The following is an 18,469-nucleotide window of genomic DNA, read 5'->3' as shown; positions in this document are numbered from 1 at the left end:
AAAAGACCAAACATCGCCTTGACGAAGCCACTAGAAACAATGATATAATTTACTAGATGATTGTGTTACTTTTGATTTACTGCGATCATAATAGGCTTTTAAACGTAATGGATCTACCAACCAAAAAGAACACCCCGATGATCCCGCAACAACGGATCAAACCACTGCTTCTTCCCCCAACCATTGAAGCAATCCTTATTGAATCACCGATTTGATCTAGCCGGTTATGAACGGCTATTTTGCGTTGGCTTTATAAAAAACAGGCGAAGGGAACGACGGAAAATGACAAATGCGAAACAAGCAATGCCTCCAAAAACGATTTTTTTTCATGAAGACGCTTTTCAAAAAACAGATCAAACGATCATTCGCTGGTTAGGAAACTCTGGTATTCTTCTAAACAGCCGTGGTACTTGTATCATGGTCGATCCGGTCCTAGAAGGATTTGACCTGCCGTTACTGATCGATCTGCCAACCAAACCGTCGGCAGTTCCTCACTTAGATGCGGTATTGATCACCCATTCGGATAACGATCATTACAGCATTCCGACAATTGACAAACTAGTTTCTGTTACCGACAGCTTTCATGGACCCAAGTATGTCGCCGAACTTATGCAAGAGCACTTTCAAGTTGCTGCCCAAGGTCACGAAATCTATGATTCATTCACCGTTAAAAATTTGGAGATTTCTTTAACAAAGGCGTATCACCTTTGGCAAAATGAGACGACAAAATTTGACCGTGTCTTCCAAATTGAGGACTATTGCGGCTTTTGGATCGATACCCCGGATGGTTCCTTATGGATTCCTGGCGATTCTCGTCTTTTACCAGAGCAATTAGAGATGCCTCAACCAGATGCGATCTTGTTCGACTTTAACGACAATGCTTGGCATATCGGCTTTGAAAACGCCGTGAAACTGGCAAATACCTATCCTCATGCTGACTTGATCCTCTCCCACTGGGGTACAGTGGATGCTCCGCATATCGATGCCTTTAATGGGGATCCTGAAACTTTGTACGATCGGATCGTCAATCCAAAGCGGATTCGTCTTGTCGCTGCCGGTGAGCCGATTGAATTGAAATTAACCACTTCCAACAATTTAGAATAGGGAAAAAGGACCACACCGTTTTTGGTGTGGTCCTTTTATTCTTCTGCCATCTCTTTAAACGTCGTTTTTCGGCTCGTCTCTAAAAAACGAGCATTGGTGATTTTCATTTGGATATTTTCCTGATAATCGAGGGAAAAAATCTTAGCAAACAAAACTGTCAAAAGGAATTGAATCGATTCTTCTGTGGAAAAATTTCCGATTTTAGAATACAGTTTTTCTCGGCTAGCAATCGTTAAGACGATCGTCGAATAGTCCCGCAAATAGTTCTCTCCACCACTCGTAATACTGATAATCGGCACACCATTTTTCAACAATGTTTTCACATTTTTCATAGGATACGTTTCTGAATTATTACCAGAATAAGAGATAAGAATGGCACAATCCTGTGGGGTCAGCGTATTAGAAATCAAGCCAGATTCATCCGCATCTGCAAGAAAGGCTTTTTTATGGATCGTGTTTAAGTTGCGTTTAAACAGCTGTCCGAAATAAGAATTTGGACTGCGCCCATAGATGACGATGGTTTGAGCTCCATTGATGAGCCGAGCGGCTTGATTCAGGTCTTTCACTGTCATAAGTGAAGCTGTTTCTTTAATCGTCTGTATGCGCAAGTTCGCCAAGTTTTCAATGATTTCTAATGTATCTGCCGCCTCACCAAAAGGAATGTTCACATCGATCGTTGCTGAGCCATCATCAAAATGAGCCAATTCGTGCATGAAGGCATATACAAATTCTTTCCAACCAGAAAAGCCAAAATATTTTGCAAAACGGACCAGCGTCGGCTTGGAAGTATGGGTCAGTTTTGCGATTTCTTCCATGCTATACTCACTAACTTTTTCTCGATTGCTTAATAAAAAGTCACCGATCGTTCGTCTCGCGTCATTTTGTTTAAACGCTGCTTCTTCAATTTTTTGAAAAAGATACATCTGGTTCTCCCCTCTGATTGCTGCTGTTAGTTTTACACGTCCCATTCATTCACGTTTCTTTCTATTAAAAGCAATGAAGGTGATGAATTGAAGACGAAAAAGCGTGGAGCACGCCAGCGTATGCCTACCCTCGTTCAAAATACAAAAAGAATTTATTTCCTAAAAGGGCGATCATACCAATCAGACATAGCATGCCCCCTGATAAGATCATCTGCATCCCTGCTGTTTCATTGCCACTGACTAGTATCAGCAAGCGTGATGCATAAGGTGCTAACGTGACCCCTAAATTGTAAGCAACGATCGAAACGATCGTGCCAAACTTAGCTTCTGCTTCACCACCAGTTGTCAGTAAGTGAGTGAAAAATGGCATGATGCTACGAAAGGCAAAACCTAATAGTAAAGAACAACCCAAGAGTAGCCCCACCGTCTGCAAGGGATAGGTCAAATAGATGCTGCTTCCTGCAAGCAATGCCGCAATGGGCAGCAACCAGCGATGTAGGCGACTGTATATCAAGCCAAAGGCATTGCCGGCGATAAATGCCCCCGTCGCAATGGCGGCGATCATGTTACTACCTTCGGTGGCGTCCCCGATTCCTTTTTCCAATAACAATGGTGTGATCTGTAAATTGTAATTGATAAACAAGACAACGATTAGAAACAAGAGCACACCCAGAATGAATGATCGCTGTTTCCGTTCTTTTGAAACCGTGACGTTCGCCAATAACATCTCATTAGTCACAGCCTGTGTTTCGTTTGGAATAAATAGCTGGACAAAGAAGAGACTGATCAGGGCAAAGCCATAAACCAAGAAGGACATTTCCCAACTGATTTTCACTAGCTGCCCAACCAGCAAAGTCATAAAGATACCACCTAAACCACCGACGGCACTTTCTAATCCAAGGGCTTTGGCTTTCTTTTGCGGCTCATTTTGAAACAGCAAACTAATCATTTGAATCGCCAAACGATTGAATAAGCCGATCCCGAAGCCAAGAATCCCTCGAGAAAGAAACAAGACGGGAAAGCTCCCCTGATACCATGCCGGCAGCGTGCCAAAAACTGCCACAATGACCAAGCCGGTGACCATCGTGTATTTTTTGCCGATCCTTTTTTCGATCATGCTGGTAGTAAAAATCCCCAGTAAAAGAAACAATGACGGAATTGTGGTCAGTAACCCAATGTAGACCGCTTCAACTTCTGGAAAGCTTGCCGCAATCGCTGGAACATTGGCAGAAATCGCCGGTGCCGAATAGACGACCATTGCCACCGATAGTAGTGCCAGCAACTTCATAGAAAAAAATTTCATAAATACCCCTTTCCTTAAAAACACCTTTTCTTCCTTGTATCTGAACCCAATAGTCCAAGATGACAAAGTGATCCTTTCACTACCTTATTATTCGCTAGATTATCCTCGTTGACCAATGCTTAACGCGCTTGGGCTTTATGCTTGAAAAGCATTGGTCTTCTGTATTTTGCTAGGTTTCTATGGCGATTGCTGGAACTCATTTATGTTTGTCTAAAAAAAGGAAACCTTGCAGTATGTTTTCTGCTAGGTTTCCTTCGATCATTCATTTTTTAACAATCATATCAGCTACACAAGACACCCTAAGAGAACTTATTTCTGCAGCTGTTCTATGACATCTTTCGTAATTTCCTCAGCAGTGATACCAAGTTCAGATAAAACGTCTGCTGCCCGGTAATTATCATAAAATTTCTTTTCTAAGCCATAGTTTTTGACGGCAATCTCACGATCACCCAGGTAGCTGGCAATCATTTGTCCATAGCCACCCTCTCGTATACCATCTTCCAACGTGACAACGAGTTTGTGCGATCGTGCCACAGCATCCAACAACTCTTTGTCGACCCCTGAAATAAACTTAGGATTGATCACCGTTGGCGTAATTCCATGTTGCATCTTCAATTGATCTGCGATCTCTTCCGCTAGCGCATAAAAGTTCCCAACACCGACGATGGCTACCTGCGTGCCAGCTTGAGTCACTTCATTTTTTTGATCGCTATAGTCAGTAGAGACTGCTACTGCCGTTTCGTTGACAGGTCCAACCGGTACCCGGATCGCAACTGGTGCGTTGGTTTGTTCCAGCGACCAATCCAACATTGCCAGATATTCTTCTTTAGAGGTTGGCGCAAGATAAATAAGGTTGGGAATATGTGCCAAAAATGGAATATCAAAAATTCCCAAATGGCTCTCGTCATTCATGCCGTGAATCGATGCACCATATACCAAAATCGTTCCAGGCAGATGATTTAAGGACAAATCATGGGAAATTTGATCAAAACTACGTTGCATAAAGGTAGAAAAAACGGCCCAGACAGGTTTTGCTCCATTTTTTGCTAACCCAGCAACCATCGATACCGCATGTTCTTCTGCAATACCCACATCTACAAATTGTTTGCCTGCTTTTTCTCTTTGTTCCGGAGAAAAAAGCAGCATCGGTGTACCAGCGTTTACTGCCACGACTTTAGGATCTGTCGCCATTTTTTCTAATAAATAATCCGTCGTTAAGCTGTTGTAGGTTACTTGATTGCCGCCAGCAGAAATATATTCGCCGGTTTCTAAACTAAAGGGACCGCCTGCATGAAACTTTTCACGATTTTCTTCCGCAAACTTGAAGCCTTTGCCTTTGATCGTATGAATGTGTAATAAAACAGGATGATCAACATCTTTCACTTTTTCAAATAAAGTAATCAAGGCAGCGAGATCATTTCCTTCATCCAAATAGTGGTACTCAAAACCAATCGCTTTGAACAGATTGTCTGCTGCTTGCCCCTTGGTTTCCCGCAATGCCCGCAAATTCTGGTACATCCCCCCATGGTTTTCTGCAATCGATTGGTCATTGTCGTTGAGGATCACGATGGTATTGGTGCCTAATTCCACGATATTGTTCAAGCCTTCAAACGCTAAACCGCCTGATAGAGAACCATCACCAATCACGGCAACGACGTTATACGTTTCATTTTTTAGATCACGGGCTTTCGCCACACCATTTGCCAACGAAACTGAGGTGGAGGTATGACCGACCGTAAAGAGATCGTGCTCGCTTTCTTTCGGATTCGTGTAACCAGAAACCGCATCATACTGCGCAGCATCAAGAAAGGCATGGGCGCGTCCCGTCAACATTTTATGGATATAGGTCTGATGAGACACATCAAAAATCAGCTTATCTGTGGGAGAATCAAAGACTTTATGCAACGCGATCGTCATCTCAACCATCCCCAGATTGGGGCCATTATGCCCCCCATGGTGACTGATTTTTTCCAATAAAGCAGTTCGTGCTTCTACTACCAGTTCTTGAAGTTGCCCACTGGTCAATTCTTTTAACTCTTTGGGGCTTTTGATTTTTTCTAATAACATGTACGTACCTCCTGTAGAAATGTTTGAATGATTCGTGTGTTTACTCACAAGGAAAAAGACACGAAGTCGAAATGAGTAGATCGTTCTCTGGAATGAAAAACATGGCCATCGGAGAAAGACGCTCTTTTGAGAATCTCTGTCAAACCAAGAAATAGCAAGTTATCCTAAAGGAAAATCGTGATTTTTCTGAGTTTCAACAATCGCTGCTCATTTCTTCTATCTAAAAAGATACCACCTAGAGTTAACTTTAGGTCAAGCACTTTTTGTGAATTTATTCTATTTTGATCCTAACGTTACGGCACGCCGCCATAATGATACAAAAAAAGATAAGAAGCGCTTGCTTCTTATCTCGGGTTTTACTTGTTCAATGGTCATTCTTAAGAAACCTGAGTTTTTTCATTGACCGCTTATTCTTCTTTCTCTAAGCCAACAAACACTCGCTGTTTACGGTTCGATTCTTCTGCAACAAAGTTTAAAACTGTTTTCAATTCGCTAGGCGTTGCCTTTTTCTGTAAGATCGAGAAGTTTCGATGATATTTTATCATGATTGTTTCTACTTTTTCTTTCTCAGTCATTGAGCTTCTCCTCCAATTCTTCCTTTGTGTATGTTAATGGCAAAGCGAACGATACATTGTCAACTGCCATCAACGTATGAGAATCGCGATTTTGAAAATCTTTTATAAAAATGTTAACGGTCACATTTTCTTTATACAATTCCTTCATTTTAATCAAGTTATATCTTGATTGAAAAAAAGCATTTATAAAATGTTCTTTAGGAACAAAGCGTCCTTCTATTTTTTCACGTTGCTTCGTATAATTCCAAGCAATAAAAGGATCTTGATAGATATAATAGATAAGCACTCATAATTCTTTTTTAAGCATCGCGCAATATTTTGATCAGCTTTTTTAGGGTGTAAAGCAAAAATCATTTATTGCGAGAAGTAAGATGGAAAAAAGGTTTCTGTTAGTGAACTAGAAGCAAAAACAGACTACATTCGTTATGCAGTCTGCTTTTTCAGCTTTTTCTATGAAATTTCTTCTGCTAGTTTACGCATGTAAGCTACGTCATCTTCTGAAAGTTTAATAGCTAGCGCTTTACTATTTTCATCTAATTCTTCTGGCGTCATAGACCCACTCAAAACATTAATATTATTACCCTGCGCCAAAATCCACGCAATTGCTAAGTTCGCAATACTGCAATCATATTTATTGCAAAGTGGCTTCCATTTTTGAATCATTTCTACAACCTTAGCTAAATTTTCTTTTTGGAACCATTTCTTTCCATAGCGTGCTGTTCCTTTTGGAGCAACATAGTCTTTATCAATTGTACCTGTTAAGATTCCCATTTCTAATGGTGAATAAGCTTGAATTGTAATATTATTTTGTTTGCATAATGGCATTAGTTCTTCTTCGATTTGTCGATCTAAAATACTATACTTTGCTTGAATAATATCTAATTGTCCATGTTTTAAATATTCTTTTACATGACCAACATCAACATTTGCTGCACCAATCGCACGAATTTTCCCTTCATTTTTCAGTTCGTTTAACACTTCCATCGTTTCTTCAATTGGAGTAAAATATGGTTCAACAGATTGCCAATGACTCATATAAATATCTATATAATCCGTTTTGAGTCTTTTTAAACTCGATTCAATCTCCAGCCGAATAGATTCTTTCGATAAGTTTTTGTAAAGTGATGTTTCTCCTACTTTGTTAAAAAATGTCCCTTCACGTTCCCATGTAATACCAAATTTAGTGATCACAACGTAATTTTTACGTTTATCCCTAATCGCTTTACCAACTATTTTTTCACTATTACCAAAATTATATCCGGGTGCTGTGTCTAAAAAATTGATATTTAAATCTAATGCATGCTGAATAGTAGCAATTGAAACAGATTCATTATCCTTATTTTCAAAAGCTGGTCCACCTCCGATCGCCCATGTCCCCAATCCGATTCTCGATACTTCAATATCTGTTTTTCCAATTTTCATTGTTCTCAATTCACTGTCTCCACCTTTATCAATATTTTTTGTAATTTTCAATCATTTTTTCGACCTGTTCACGGCTTTTAACACCTTCCGTTGCTCCTAAAGACTCAATGGATACGGCAGCTGTTGCATTTCCAAAATAAGCACATTCCTCAAATTTTTTTCCATTTAGTAATTCAGAAATAAATCCTGAAACAAAATTGTCTCCCGCTCCGATAGTATCAATTTTCGTTGTGGAACTTTTTTTAAATGCAGGAACAATCTTTTCAACATCTGAATTTTTTAGATAGCAGCCTTTACTTCCTATTTTAATCACTACATTTTTTACACCAACTTCTAAAAATACATCTGCAATTTCACTAAGATTTTCTTTTCCTGTTAGTTCAGACGCTTCTTCGTAATTTGGAAAGAAATAGTCTACATATGAAAGTGCCTGTCTAATTTCATCAAACGTTTCATCCAATCGTCCCTTGACCATATCCGCACATACAATCATTTCCTCTTTTTTAGCAGCCTTAAATATTGCCACCAGAGCTTCATTATCCAGTAATGGATTGTTAAAAATACTAGCTAAAGATAATATTTTTGCATTCTTTATTTTTTTTATATCGATGTGTTTCAATGACATTTTCCACAAACTACCATTTCGATTCGTAACGAATGTTCGTTCACCATCTTCACGTACCATCCCAATATTTAAAGACGTCGTCAGCTTTTCATCAACTTTTAAATGATCTATAATCACGTTATTTTTATCTGCAAAATCTCGAATAAACTTCCCTGGCACATCGTTTCCTACTACACTCATCAACGAAACTTTATGACCTAGTCGTGTGATGATGGTTGCCTCATTGATCGCATCACCACCTATTTTCATCGTGATATCACCTATCGGATAAGATACATGGTCAAAAATAAATTTCCCCACTGGATAAAGGGGAATATCTACAATTGCTGCACCAATACAAATTACATCTACATTTGTCATTTTCCATTCATCCTCTATTTCAAATTTGCTACTTGAATTACACCTTTGATCAGTTCACTCTTATTATTAACAGAAAATTCAAATGCCTGTTGTGTATTATCGTAATCAAAGTATTTATCAGCCATTGATAAAACATCAAATTTCTTTTTAGAAATAAGATCTATCGTTTTTTTATAATCATTCGCATATCTGAAAACTGTTTGGATTGATACCTCACGGTTTATTTTCAAAAAATCTATTGGTGTATCTCCAGGAATTGTCCCAACAACCATCACTTTCCCACGACGCTTTACTAACTGCAAAGCCATCTTAGCGGTAGGGATTGCTCCGGCTGTTTCAAAAACAACATCTGCACCATACTCACCAATAATTTCTTTGACTTTCTCAACAATTTTTTCATCTCGACCATCAAACGTAGCCGTTGCACCTAATTCAATCGCTTTGTCTAAACGATTCTGTAATACATCAATTACAACAATTTCAGCAGCCCCCATTAGTTTTGCTGATTGAACTGTCATCAAGCCTATACATCCTGATCCCAATATAACAACTTTTTTACCTAGTAGATCTCCAGCCATTTCCGCAGCATGTATACCTACAGCAGCTGGTTCAACCAATGCCCCTTCCACAAGTGACATATTATCAGGTAAGTGATACGTCATATCTGCTGGATGAGCTAAGTAGTTCGTCAATGCCCCTTTATAATTAGGTTGTGTAGCCATAAAATCAACGTCTGGACAAACATTATAAAACCCCTCCATACAGAACTCACATTTATAGCATGGAACTCCAGGTTCAATACATACTCTATCACCAGCTTTTAAATTGATGACATTCTTCCCGACTTTTTCGATGACCCCAGCTACTTCATGACCTAATCCAATCGTTTGATTAGGATCTTTCGGTGGAATATATGGACCAAATTGGAATCCATGTACATCCGAACCGCAAATACCTACATATCCCACTTTTATTAAAACTTCATCATCTTTTACGGTTGGGAGATCCGTTTCCTTCATTACCATTTTTCCTGGTTTTTCTAAAATAGCAACTGTATTTTTCATAAATTCTTCTCCTTTGATTCCCTTATTTCATTTAAGGTTAAATATTTATCTTTTGCTTCTTTAAAAAAATTACTCTCAATCTCTTCAATAGATTTTTTCCTCGTCTCAATCCCAAAGAGAGCCAGAATCAAGGCACATAATCCTAATGTACAACCTAAAACGATAAAAACAGCTTGTACACCATAGTTCGTTAACAACCAAGCTATAACAAATGGTGTAACGATTGCCACGATACGTCCTATTGAGTTTGAGATACCTGCACCACGCATCTTTACTTTAGTTGGCCAGATTTCTGGTGCATAGACTGCTGATGAAAAACTGTTGAAAATATAAAGAACAAAAATCAAAACTGATCCTAAAACAATAATTCGAGATTCCTCTGTTTGAACAGAATAAACATAGCCAAGAATAGCAATGAGACTTATTAAAACTACACCAAACCACTTTCTGGGAAATCTATCCATGAGCAGTGTAGAAGCAAATACTCCTAATGGTGCCCCTATCATAATTAAAGTAGTCATTAATAGCGATCTTGAAATATCTATTCCACTATTCACAAAAATAGTAGGTATCCAAACTGTAATCGTATATAAAGAAATATTCATTGCTATCAAAACTGTTGAAGCAATTATCGTCCGAACCCCTAAATCTCCTTTAAAAAAAGCTTTGAATGGTATTTTTTGTTGATCATGCTCACATACGTTCTTGCTCCCCTGATCAAAACTTAAAGAAATATCTTTTTCTTTTTCAATTTTTGAAATCACTTTATTCATTATTTGTTCACCATGATCAGATTGGCCATTCTCAAAACACCATCGAGGTGATTCATCCAAATAAACGCTTACAAAAATTAAACTAATTATTGATGCTACTCCTCCAATAATAAAAACCCACCGCCAACCAAATGTCGGAATAACCAAAAAACTTACCATCGCAGCAATCAATGGAGAAAAATTACCAATAAGGGACAGCCTTGCTGACCATCTTCCTCTAACTTTCGCGGGGAGAAATTCAGTGAATGAAGCATATCCAATTACTATCCCCGCCCCCATTCCAACCCCCATCGCTCCTCTACAGAAGATTAAGAACCACATATTGATTGATAATGCAGCTAATAGTGAAAAGAGAGAGAAACAGAGTATACTTGCTTGATAAGCTTTTTTTCTTCCATACTTATCACCTAACATTCCACCTAACAATGATCCTAAAAAGAATCCAGCCATCATCGCAGACGAAAACATTGCATTAAAATAATTGTTAGACCATCCTCTATCCACTAAATCTGCCAAGATGGAACTTCCAGATGAATTGAGAAAACCATTGATCTGCAGTCCGAATCCAATCAGAAAAAAAGTCTGCCAATGCCATTTGGAAATTGGCAGCTGATCTAATTTCTTACCTGCTTGTATCCCGTTCATAAAAACCCTCCAGTCGTTTGTTTGCGCTTTCAATATCTTTTCTATATCTTACTTCAAACAAAGTAAAAAGTCAACGTTTCGGACAATAATTCTTTGTTTCGAAGATTTTAAAGTTTGAAAACCTAAAAAAGCATTCTAAAAAGGATAATTCCTTTTTTAGAATGCTTTTCATTAATAGTATATAAAATATCTTTTCCTCTTCTAGTCAGCTTAATAATGCAGTTCAATTTTATTATCAGCGAAGAACTCGATCCAGTCATCACTTGGTTTTTGATCTGTAACCACATGGTTGATTTGACTTATGTCAGATAAATGAACGAATCCTTTTTTACAAAATTTTTCACTGTCGATCAGAAGCATAACTTCAGTGGCCTGGGCAATCATAAGTTTTTTGATGCGTGCTTCAATCTCATTTGTATCTGTTGCTCCCGCACTTTTATCAATACCTTTACAACTGATAACAGCCATTTCTACATTGTAATTTTCAATTGCTCGTTCTGTCAAATCACCTTGCATTGACAGCGTACGCTTGTTAAAAATACCTCCAGTAGATAAAACGTTAACATCAGATACGATTAGTTCTCTCAACGCCTCAGTTGAATTGGTAACAATCGTCATGTCGTCTCTATCTTTCAACAGCTTCAATGCTTCCATTACAGTCGAGCTAGCATCGGCAGAAATAGTATGAACAGAATCAAGTACTTCTCTAACTTTGATGGCAATTCTTTGCTTTGCTTCAATATTGTGCTCCGCTCTTTTGTAAAATGGTATATTTGAAACAGTTTCTTCTGAGTTTAACACTGCTCCTCCATACGTTCTTGTCAGAATTCCTTCTGATTCTAATTTATCTAAATCACGTCGAATCGTTTCCTCTGTAACTGAAAATTTTTCACTAAGACTTGATACAGAAACTTTTTTCTCATTAATCAAAAGCTGTTTTATTAACGATAATCTATCTTTCGCAGCCATATTTCCACCTCCTTAATAAGTCTATCATAGGAACAAAGCAATAGAAAGATTTTTGAATTTGAAACAAATATTTATTCTGCGTTAAAAAGTTTATCCAAAGTAAAAATCTGTAGTTTAGTTTCCCAAACTACAGATTTCTTTTATTTATCCATTTTACCTTCAGTACCAAATAGTTGAATTTTCTCGATTGCTCTTTGTTTCACTGATTGACGAACGGCTCTTTCTAACTCTAAGAAAGAAGAATTTTGTTTTTCTCGAACTGCATTCATTGCTGCTAAGCATAACTCTGTATGGATATTGATTTTGGAAACTCCAAGTGAAATAGATGTTTTTACATCTTTATCCGGAATACATGATGCACCATGCAAAACAATTGGAATATCAATTGCATCTCTCACTTTTTCTAATACATCAAAAGCGATTTTGGGATCCGAAGAATATTCTCCATGTACATTACCAATTGCCACTGCAAGCGAATCACAACCTGTACGTTGAACAAATTCCGCAGCTTGGTTTGGATCTGTATACTGATAAGCAGATAACGCTTCTTCATAAACGGTTTCATTCCCTACATGACCGAGTTCAGCCTCAACTGGAATTCCTAAAGGATGGAAATAGTCGACAACTTCCTTTGTCAAACGGATATTTTCCTCAAAGGGTTCAGCAGATGCATCTCGCATTACCGAATTCATCCCATGATTAAAAGCATTTTGAACGATTTCTAAGCTACGACCATGATCCCAGTGAGTAATGACTGGGACAGAAGCATTCTTCGCCATCGAGACCATCATTGGCGCAAATTCTTCAAAAATCGTATTTCCTATAAAACCTGTTCCAAATGAGATGATAATTGGTGCTTTTGTTTCCTCCGCAGCTTCAATCACTCCCATTAACATTTCTGCATTCCAAACGTTAAAATGCGGAATTGCAAAACCATTTTTTTGTGCTGTTTCTTCCCAATACTTAATATTTGCTAACATATTATCTCTCCTTAGATACTAATCTTTATCATCAAAGTCATAGGTGAAGATGACCTTAACTGCTTCTTTTTTTGCCATCAAATCAAATCCTTTTTCCCACTCTGAAAGACCTAGTCTGTGAGTGATCATTGGCTGCACTCGAATATCCCCTTTTTCAAGTAACCTAATAGCATTACGCCAAGTGGTTGAATCATATGCCATATGTCCGATAATACTGATTGCCCATGTTGTGATATCATTAATTGGATAATTGAATGGCTGGAATCCCATCCCTACGCGGACTACTTCTCCGTTTGGTCTTAACATATCAATAGCTTGTTTCAACGCAATATTTGCACCTGAACATTCAACAACCAACCCAAGATTTTCTTTTCCACAAATTTCCTGACAACGAACTACTACATCTTCTTTTGAACCATTCACCGTGTGAGTGGCTCCTAATTCTTTAGCGATTGGAAAACGTGTTTTTGTATCCTCCTCTAAGCCAACCATTACAATATTGACTGCTCCCATAATCCGAGCGATCTGCACAGAAAACAATCCTAACGGGCCAGTCCCCATTACAACAACATCTTGTCCAGGCAACAGACTTGATCGCTGAGCGATTGCTTTGTATGCATTGCTGATCGGATCTAAAACACATGCATCTTCATAATCTAAACTTTCTGAAATTTCCCAAATTGCATGCTTGTGGATTCGTAAGATTTCTCCAGGAATTAAACAATACTTTGTAAAACCACCACCCCAACGGTTATTATCTAAACCCAAATTAACCTTGTCGAGGCAGGTGAGGAAATCACCTTTCTCACATGATGGACAGGTACCACATACATGTCCAGAGTTATCAGAGACAATCCGTTGACCAACTTGCCAGTCTTTTACTTTTGAACCTACCTTAACGATATCTCCAGCGAATTCATGACCGCGGATAGAGTTAAACTCATCCGATCCGTTTTCAACACGGAAATGTTTCATATCTGCTCCACAAATAGCAGCTGCCTTAATCTCAACTAAAATATCTTCATCGCCAACTTCTGGTACAGGAACATCTATCAATCGATAACCACCAAATTCTTTTCCATATCTTGCTAGTGCTTTCATAATTTTCCCTCCTAATATTTACATTCTTATATACTCAATTTTCAGATTTTTGTATCCGGTATCACATTTCCGATCTCTTCAACTGATGCACTTCTAGTCTCAATTCCCAAAAATAAAATAATTCCTGCAGTAGCCAAAGACACACCACCAAGTAAAGTAAACACCCCTGTGACCCCAGCATTATTTAATAAATAAGCTACAGCGTATGGTGCTGCAATACCGCTGACACGTCCAACAGCATTTGCAAGCCCAGAACCTCTCAGTTTTGCTGCAGTGGGCCAAATTTCTGGAACGTATACAGCTGATGCATAACAAACATACATGTACACAAAAGTAATTAAAAAGAATCCTAGAATTGAGATCATCATAATTGTGGTCTGTAAAGAATAAAAATATCCTAGCACAGCAATGATGATTAGAAGACCTGCCCCCATAATTTTTCTTGGGATACGATCAATGATAAACGTAGCAATAAAAATACCTATTGGAGCTCCAAACATGCTCATTGTATTCAGAACGACGGAATCTTTTAAATCTATTCCTTGTGTCAAAAAAATAGTTGGCAACCAGTTAATTAATGTATATTGCACGACATTCATAGCAATTAATACAAACGAGCCCAATATCACTCTTTTTAACAGCTCTCCTTTGAATAATTCTGAATAAGAGATTTGAACTTCTTGGATTTTTGTATCCGTTCTTTCTAATTCAATTGTTGGCAGCGGCTTTCCAATAGAACGTTCAACACGCTTTTCGATGTCTGTCATGATTTTGTCAGCTTCTACGTACCTCCCCTTTGATTCTAACCATCTAGGAGACTCAGGAAATTTACGGAAAACGATTGCAAAAAGAATAGCAGATAACCCCGCGGGTATTAAAAATTGGATTCTCCAATTTAGTTCAGGAGCAACTGCTGGTGTAATAAACATTGCAATAGTTGAGCAAATCGGATATGACCAGTTACCAATAAAAGAAGCTCTAGCAGATCATGTTCCACGGTTCCTTGAAGGCACATATTCAGTAAACCCAGCAAACAACGTAACTAGCAATGCTCCTAGGGCAAATCCCATAACCACTCGGCATACGATTAAAAATGTCATGTTAGGTGAGAATGCTCCAACTACCATAGATACAATGTGGACTGCTACAAAAAGCAGATAACTATTTCTTCGACCAATTCTATCGCCAATGATTCCACCAATAAATGCTCCTAAGAACATACCTGCAGTTGTCAACGATGAAAATACCGCACTAAGGTTATTGTTCGTCCATCCTATCTCAGCTAACTGAGCGAGAACCAATCCTCCTATAGCATTGCTCCAACTAACTAATAATCCGAAAGCAACCATTCCAAAAAGCCCCCATTGGGCAGAACTTGTGGGTAAACGATCCAAACGCGCACCAGTATTCGGCTTAATATTCTTGTCCATTTTCTCCTCCAATTTTCAGTTTTAGTAAAAAAGATATTCAAAAAAGATAAACGCTTACAACTAGATGTACTAGGTTTTTATATTCTGTATATTACACTACCATTTTTCCGATGTCAACATTTTTTCTTTGTTTTAAAGATTTTGAATTTGATTCACAGATCATGATCCTTTTATATAATCCTATTTATATTCGTCGCGCATCAATTTAGTTAGTTCTCAATAAAAAAATATTTCCTTAAGTTTTCTTCCTACTAACCTCTCTATCTAACATCTTATAGTAGAAGTTTCAGAAATTTTCCCCTCCACTTTATATTTAATAATGTATGTAATAACTTTATAATTCCTATGTAGAGAAAAAAACTGCCATTAAACAGGATACATTCCCTGCTTAATGGCAGTTTGCTTATTTCCGATACATCTTCAATTCCAAGAACAAATCATTATAGATGCCCAGATACTCAGCACCTAAGTTTTCATAGACTTCGAGGTGTTCCATTAATTCATCGGATGGATAGAATTGTTCGTCTTCGGTGATCTCGTCAGGCAGTAATGCCATGGCTTCTTGGTTAGGTGTGGAATAGCCGATGTATTCTGCGTTTTGTGCAGCGTTCTCGGGTTCCAGCATAAAGTTCAAGAAGGCGTAAGCACCGGATTCGTTTTGTGAGGTCTTAGGAATGACCATATTATCGAACCACAGGTTGGAGCCTTCCGAAGGGATCACGTAATGAATGTGCTCGTTTTCGTACATCATGTCGGCTGCTTCCCCAGAAAATGTGACCGCAACCGATGCTTCTTCATTGGCCATGTACATCTTGATTTCATCTGCGACGATGGCTTTGATGTTTGGGGTCATGGTCCGAAGCTTATTGAATGCCTCTTGCAGCTGATCATCGTCTTTGCTGTTAAGAGAATAGCCTAAGCTGTCCAAACCTAATCCCATCACTTCACGCGCGCCATCGATCAGCATGATGCTGTTTGCTAATTCGGGTTTCCAAAGATCGTCCCATTGGGTGATCTCACCTTCATCAAAGAACTTATCGTTATAGACGATCCCCAGTGTTCCCCAGAAATAAGGGATGGAATATTGATTGCCTGGATCAAAACTCAAGTCCAAAAAGCGAGGGTCGATATTGTCTAACCCTTTAATTTTACTGTGATCCAATGGCTTTAAAAGATTTTGTTCCATCATTTTCTCAATCATGTATTCACTCGGTATGGCGATGTCATAGGACGTACCGCCTTGTTGGATCTTCGTGAACATCGCTTCATTTGAGTCAAAGGTTTCATAATTGACTTTGTAGCCAGTCTCTTCTTCAAACTTACTGATCAAATCAGGGTCAATGTAGTCGCCCCAGTTGTAGATGTTGACAACCTCAGCGCCTGCCATACCAGAGGAGCGTTCCAATTCACGGACACCAAAGAGCAAGATCAGGACGATCGCAACAATACCGATAATCAGAGATTGTAGTCGTTTCATCGCAGATTTGCCACCTCCACACGGCGGTTTTTACGCAATTTCTTCGCGCCGTTTTCTTTACTGATAAAGTAATAGCCTACCACCAGGATCATGGAGAATAAGAAGACAAGTGTACTTAATGCATTGATTTCTAAACTGATTCCTTGACGTGCTCTAGAATAGATCTCTACCGATAAGGTACTAAAGCCATTGCCTGTCACAAAGAATGTCACGGCAAAATCATCGAGTGAATAAGTAAATGCCATGAAATAGCCGGCGATGATGCCCGGTGTCAAGAAAGGCAAAATGATATTTTTAATGACTTGAAAATTATTCGCGCCTAAATCACGGGCAGCATCGATCATTGAATCGTTCATCTCTTGCAGTTTCGGCAAGACCATCAACACCACGATCGGGATACTAAAGGCGATATGCGAAAGCAATACGCTGAAAAAGCCTAAGCTAAACCCGCGGAACAAGTTGCCGATCATCGTGAAGAAAATCAAGAAGCTGGCACCAATGATGACATCTGGTGAAACCAACAAAATATTATTCAAACTCAACAATGCCGTTCTCGTTCGGCGTTTGCGGGTATAGTAGATGCCCATCGCACCAAATGTGCCGATGATCGTTGCCAGTAATGCTGATAAAAATGCCAGCATAAAGGTGTTCAACACGATGATCATCAAGCGGGTATCTTGAAAGACGGATTGGTAATGTTCAAAAGTGAAACCCGTAAAAGCATTCATGGTGCCTCCTTCATTGAAGGAATAGAAAATCAAATAAAAGATCGGCACGTACAAAAGAATAAAGACGACGATCAGATAAAGATTGGACCAGCGAAATTTTTTCATTTACGTTGCCCTCCTTTTTTCTTTTCTCCCGTAAACAGCATCACGAGGAACATGGCGATGATCAAAATGACGCCGATGGTCGAACCCATGCCCCAGTTTTGGGTAACGAGAAAGTGCTGCTCGATCGCTGTACCAAGTGTGATCACGCGATTGCCCCCAATCAAACGGGTCAACATGAAGAGGGAGAGCGACGGAATGAAGACGGCTTGGACACCGCTTTTCACACCGTTTAACGACAGAGGGAAAATCACTCGTCGGAACGTATCATAGCTGTTTGCCCCTAGATCGCGACTAGCACTGATCAAAGAGGGATTCATTTCTTCTAAGGCATTAAAAATCGGCATAATCATAAAGGGCAGTTCGATATAGACGGCAACCGTCAAAAAGCTAAAGTCGGTAAACAAAATCTGCTTTGGTCCAACACCCATGATTTCTAGGAAGTTGTTGACACTGCCATGAATGCCGAAAATCCCAATAAACGCATAGGCTTTTAACAATAAGTTGACCCACGTCGGTAAGATGATCAACAGCAGCCATAAATCTTTGTGACGCAGCTTAGTTAAGAAGTAGGCTGTCGGATAGCTGATCACTAAGGTAATCAAGGTGATCAAAAAGGCATACCAAACCGAGTTTAAGGTCATGATCAAATATTTGCCAGAACCTAAGTAGCTTTGATAATTGACCAGCGAAAAGTTGCCGTTCATATCAAAAAAGGATTGGTAGATGATCAATAAGACTGGTGCAATAACAAATAGCAATAACCAAAAGACATAGGGTATCGCATAAAAACGACGCATTTTCGTCATTAGCTTTCCCTC

At 38.9% G+C, this 18,469-nt stretch carries 16 protein-coding genes and 1 pseudogene; 1 reads left to right on the top strand and 16 read right to left on the bottom strand.

Annotated features, from left to right (window positions below):
- The first annotated feature begins 282 nt into the window (after positions 1–282).
- The gene (locus tag A5870_RS03740; RefSeq protein WP_086291858.1) at positions 283–1,104 is read left to right on the top strand and encodes an MBL fold metallo-hydrolase; all 822 of its coding nucleotides are present in this window, start codon (positions 283–285) and stop codon (positions 1,102–1,104) included.
- A gap of 35 nt (positions 1,105–1,139) precedes the next feature.
- On the opposite strand, the gene A5870_RS03735 is transcribed toward A5870_RS03740, so the two are convergent.
- From A5870_RS03735 to A5870_RS03660, 16 genes and pseudogenes are all read right to left on the bottom strand, one after another.
- A complete protein-coding gene (locus A5870_RS03735) occupies positions 1,140–2,027 on the bottom strand; it encodes a MurR/RpiR family transcriptional regulator (protein WP_242596050.1) in 888 nt (295 codons plus the stop codon).
- Positions 2,028–2,151: 124 nt separating this feature from the next.
- Positions 2,152–3,330, bottom strand: a complete 1,179-nt coding sequence (locus A5870_RS03730; protein WP_086291856.1) for an MFS transporter — start codon at positions 3,328–3,330, stop codon at positions 2,152–2,154.
- A gap of 309 nt (positions 3,331–3,639) precedes the next feature.
- The gene (locus tag A5870_RS03725) at positions 3,640–5,397 is read right to left on the bottom strand and encodes a 1-deoxy-D-xylulose-5-phosphate synthase (protein ID WP_086291855.1); all 1,758 of its coding nucleotides are present in this window, start codon (positions 5,395–5,397) and stop codon (positions 3,640–3,642) included.
- A 407-nt stretch (positions 5,398–5,804) separates the two neighbouring features.
- The gene (locus tag A5870_RS17275) at positions 5,805–5,972 is read right to left on the bottom strand and encodes a hypothetical protein (RefSeq protein ID WP_086291854.1); all 168 of its coding nucleotides are present in this window, start codon (positions 5,970–5,972) and stop codon (positions 5,805–5,807) included.
- Positions 5,965–6,258: a zeta toxin family protein gene (locus A5870_RS03715; protein ID WP_252086052.1), complete on the bottom strand. Its 294-nt coding sequence runs from the start codon at positions 6,256–6,258 to the stop codon at positions 5,965–5,967. Before A5870_RS03715 ends, A5870_RS17275 begins: the two co-directional genes overlap by 8 nt.
- Before the next feature lie 164 nt (positions 6,259–6,422).
- A complete protein-coding gene (locus tag A5870_RS03710) occupies positions 6,423–7,445 on the bottom strand; it encodes an aldo/keto reductase (RefSeq protein WP_286088803.1) in 1,023 nt (340 codons plus the stop codon).
- A complete protein-coding gene (locus tag A5870_RS03705; protein ID WP_086291853.1) occupies positions 7,423–8,379 on the bottom strand; it encodes a carbohydrate kinase family protein in 957 nt (318 codons plus the stop codon). Before A5870_RS03705 ends, A5870_RS03710 begins: the two co-directional genes overlap by 23 nt.
- A 14-nt stretch (positions 8,380–8,393) precedes the next feature.
- Positions 8,394–9,443, bottom strand: coding sequence for an NAD(P)-dependent alcohol dehydrogenase (locus A5870_RS03700; RefSeq protein ID WP_086291852.1), 1,050 nt, complete (start codon positions 9,441–9,443; stop codon positions 8,394–8,396).
- On the bottom strand, positions 9,440–10,861 hold the full coding sequence (locus A5870_RS03695) for an MFS transporter (protein ID WP_086291851.1): 1,422 nt from the start codon (positions 10,859–10,861) through the stop codon (positions 9,440–9,442). Before A5870_RS03695 ends, A5870_RS03700 begins: the two co-directional genes overlap by 4 nt.
- 210 nt (positions 10,862–11,071) lie before the next feature.
- Positions 11,072–11,830, bottom strand: coding sequence for a DeoR/GlpR family DNA-binding transcription regulator (locus A5870_RS03690; protein ID WP_086291850.1), 759 nt, complete (start codon positions 11,828–11,830; stop codon positions 11,072–11,074).
- Between the two features lie 140 nt (positions 11,831–11,970).
- Positions 11,971–12,810 (bottom strand): class II fructose-bisphosphate aldolase, encoded by an 840-nt coding sequence (locus A5870_RS03685; RefSeq protein ID WP_086291849.1) that lies wholly within the window; start codon positions 12,808–12,810, stop codon positions 11,971–11,973.
- Positions 12,811–12,828: 18 nt separating this feature from the next.
- Positions 12,829–13,911: a zinc-binding dehydrogenase gene (locus A5870_RS03680; RefSeq protein ID WP_086291848.1), complete on the bottom strand. Its 1,083-nt coding sequence runs from the start codon at positions 13,909–13,911 to the stop codon at positions 12,829–12,831.
- A 41-nt stretch (positions 13,912–13,952) separates the two neighbouring features.
- Positions 13,953–15,260: pseudogene (locus tag A5870_RS17470) on the bottom strand (MFS transporter).
- 484 nt (positions 15,261–15,744) lie between these two features.
- The gene (locus A5870_RS03670; protein WP_086291847.1) at positions 15,745–16,818 is read right to left on the bottom strand and encodes an ABC transporter substrate-binding protein; all 1,074 of its coding nucleotides are present in this window, start codon (positions 16,816–16,818) and stop codon (positions 15,745–15,747) included.
- Positions 16,815–17,651, bottom strand: coding sequence for an ABC transporter permease (locus tag A5870_RS03665; RefSeq protein WP_005228535.1), 837 nt, complete (start codon positions 17,649–17,651; stop codon positions 16,815–16,817). Before A5870_RS03665 ends, A5870_RS03670 begins: the two co-directional genes overlap by 4 nt.
- Positions 17,648–18,457: an ABC transporter permease gene (locus A5870_RS03660; RefSeq protein WP_005234157.1), complete on the bottom strand. Its 810-nt coding sequence runs from the start codon at positions 18,455–18,457 to the stop codon at positions 17,648–17,650. Before A5870_RS03660 ends, A5870_RS03665 begins: the two co-directional genes overlap by 4 nt.
- Between the last annotated feature and the right edge of the window lie 12 nt (positions 18,458–18,469).

Origin of the sequence: Enterococcus sp. 2G9_DIV0600 (assembly GCF_002140615.1) — a bacterium.
Lineage (GTDB): Bacteria > Bacillota > Bacilli > Lactobacillales > Enterococcaceae > Enterococcus_D > Enterococcus_D innesii.
This window is presented reverse-complemented; position numbering and strand designations above follow the sequence as displayed.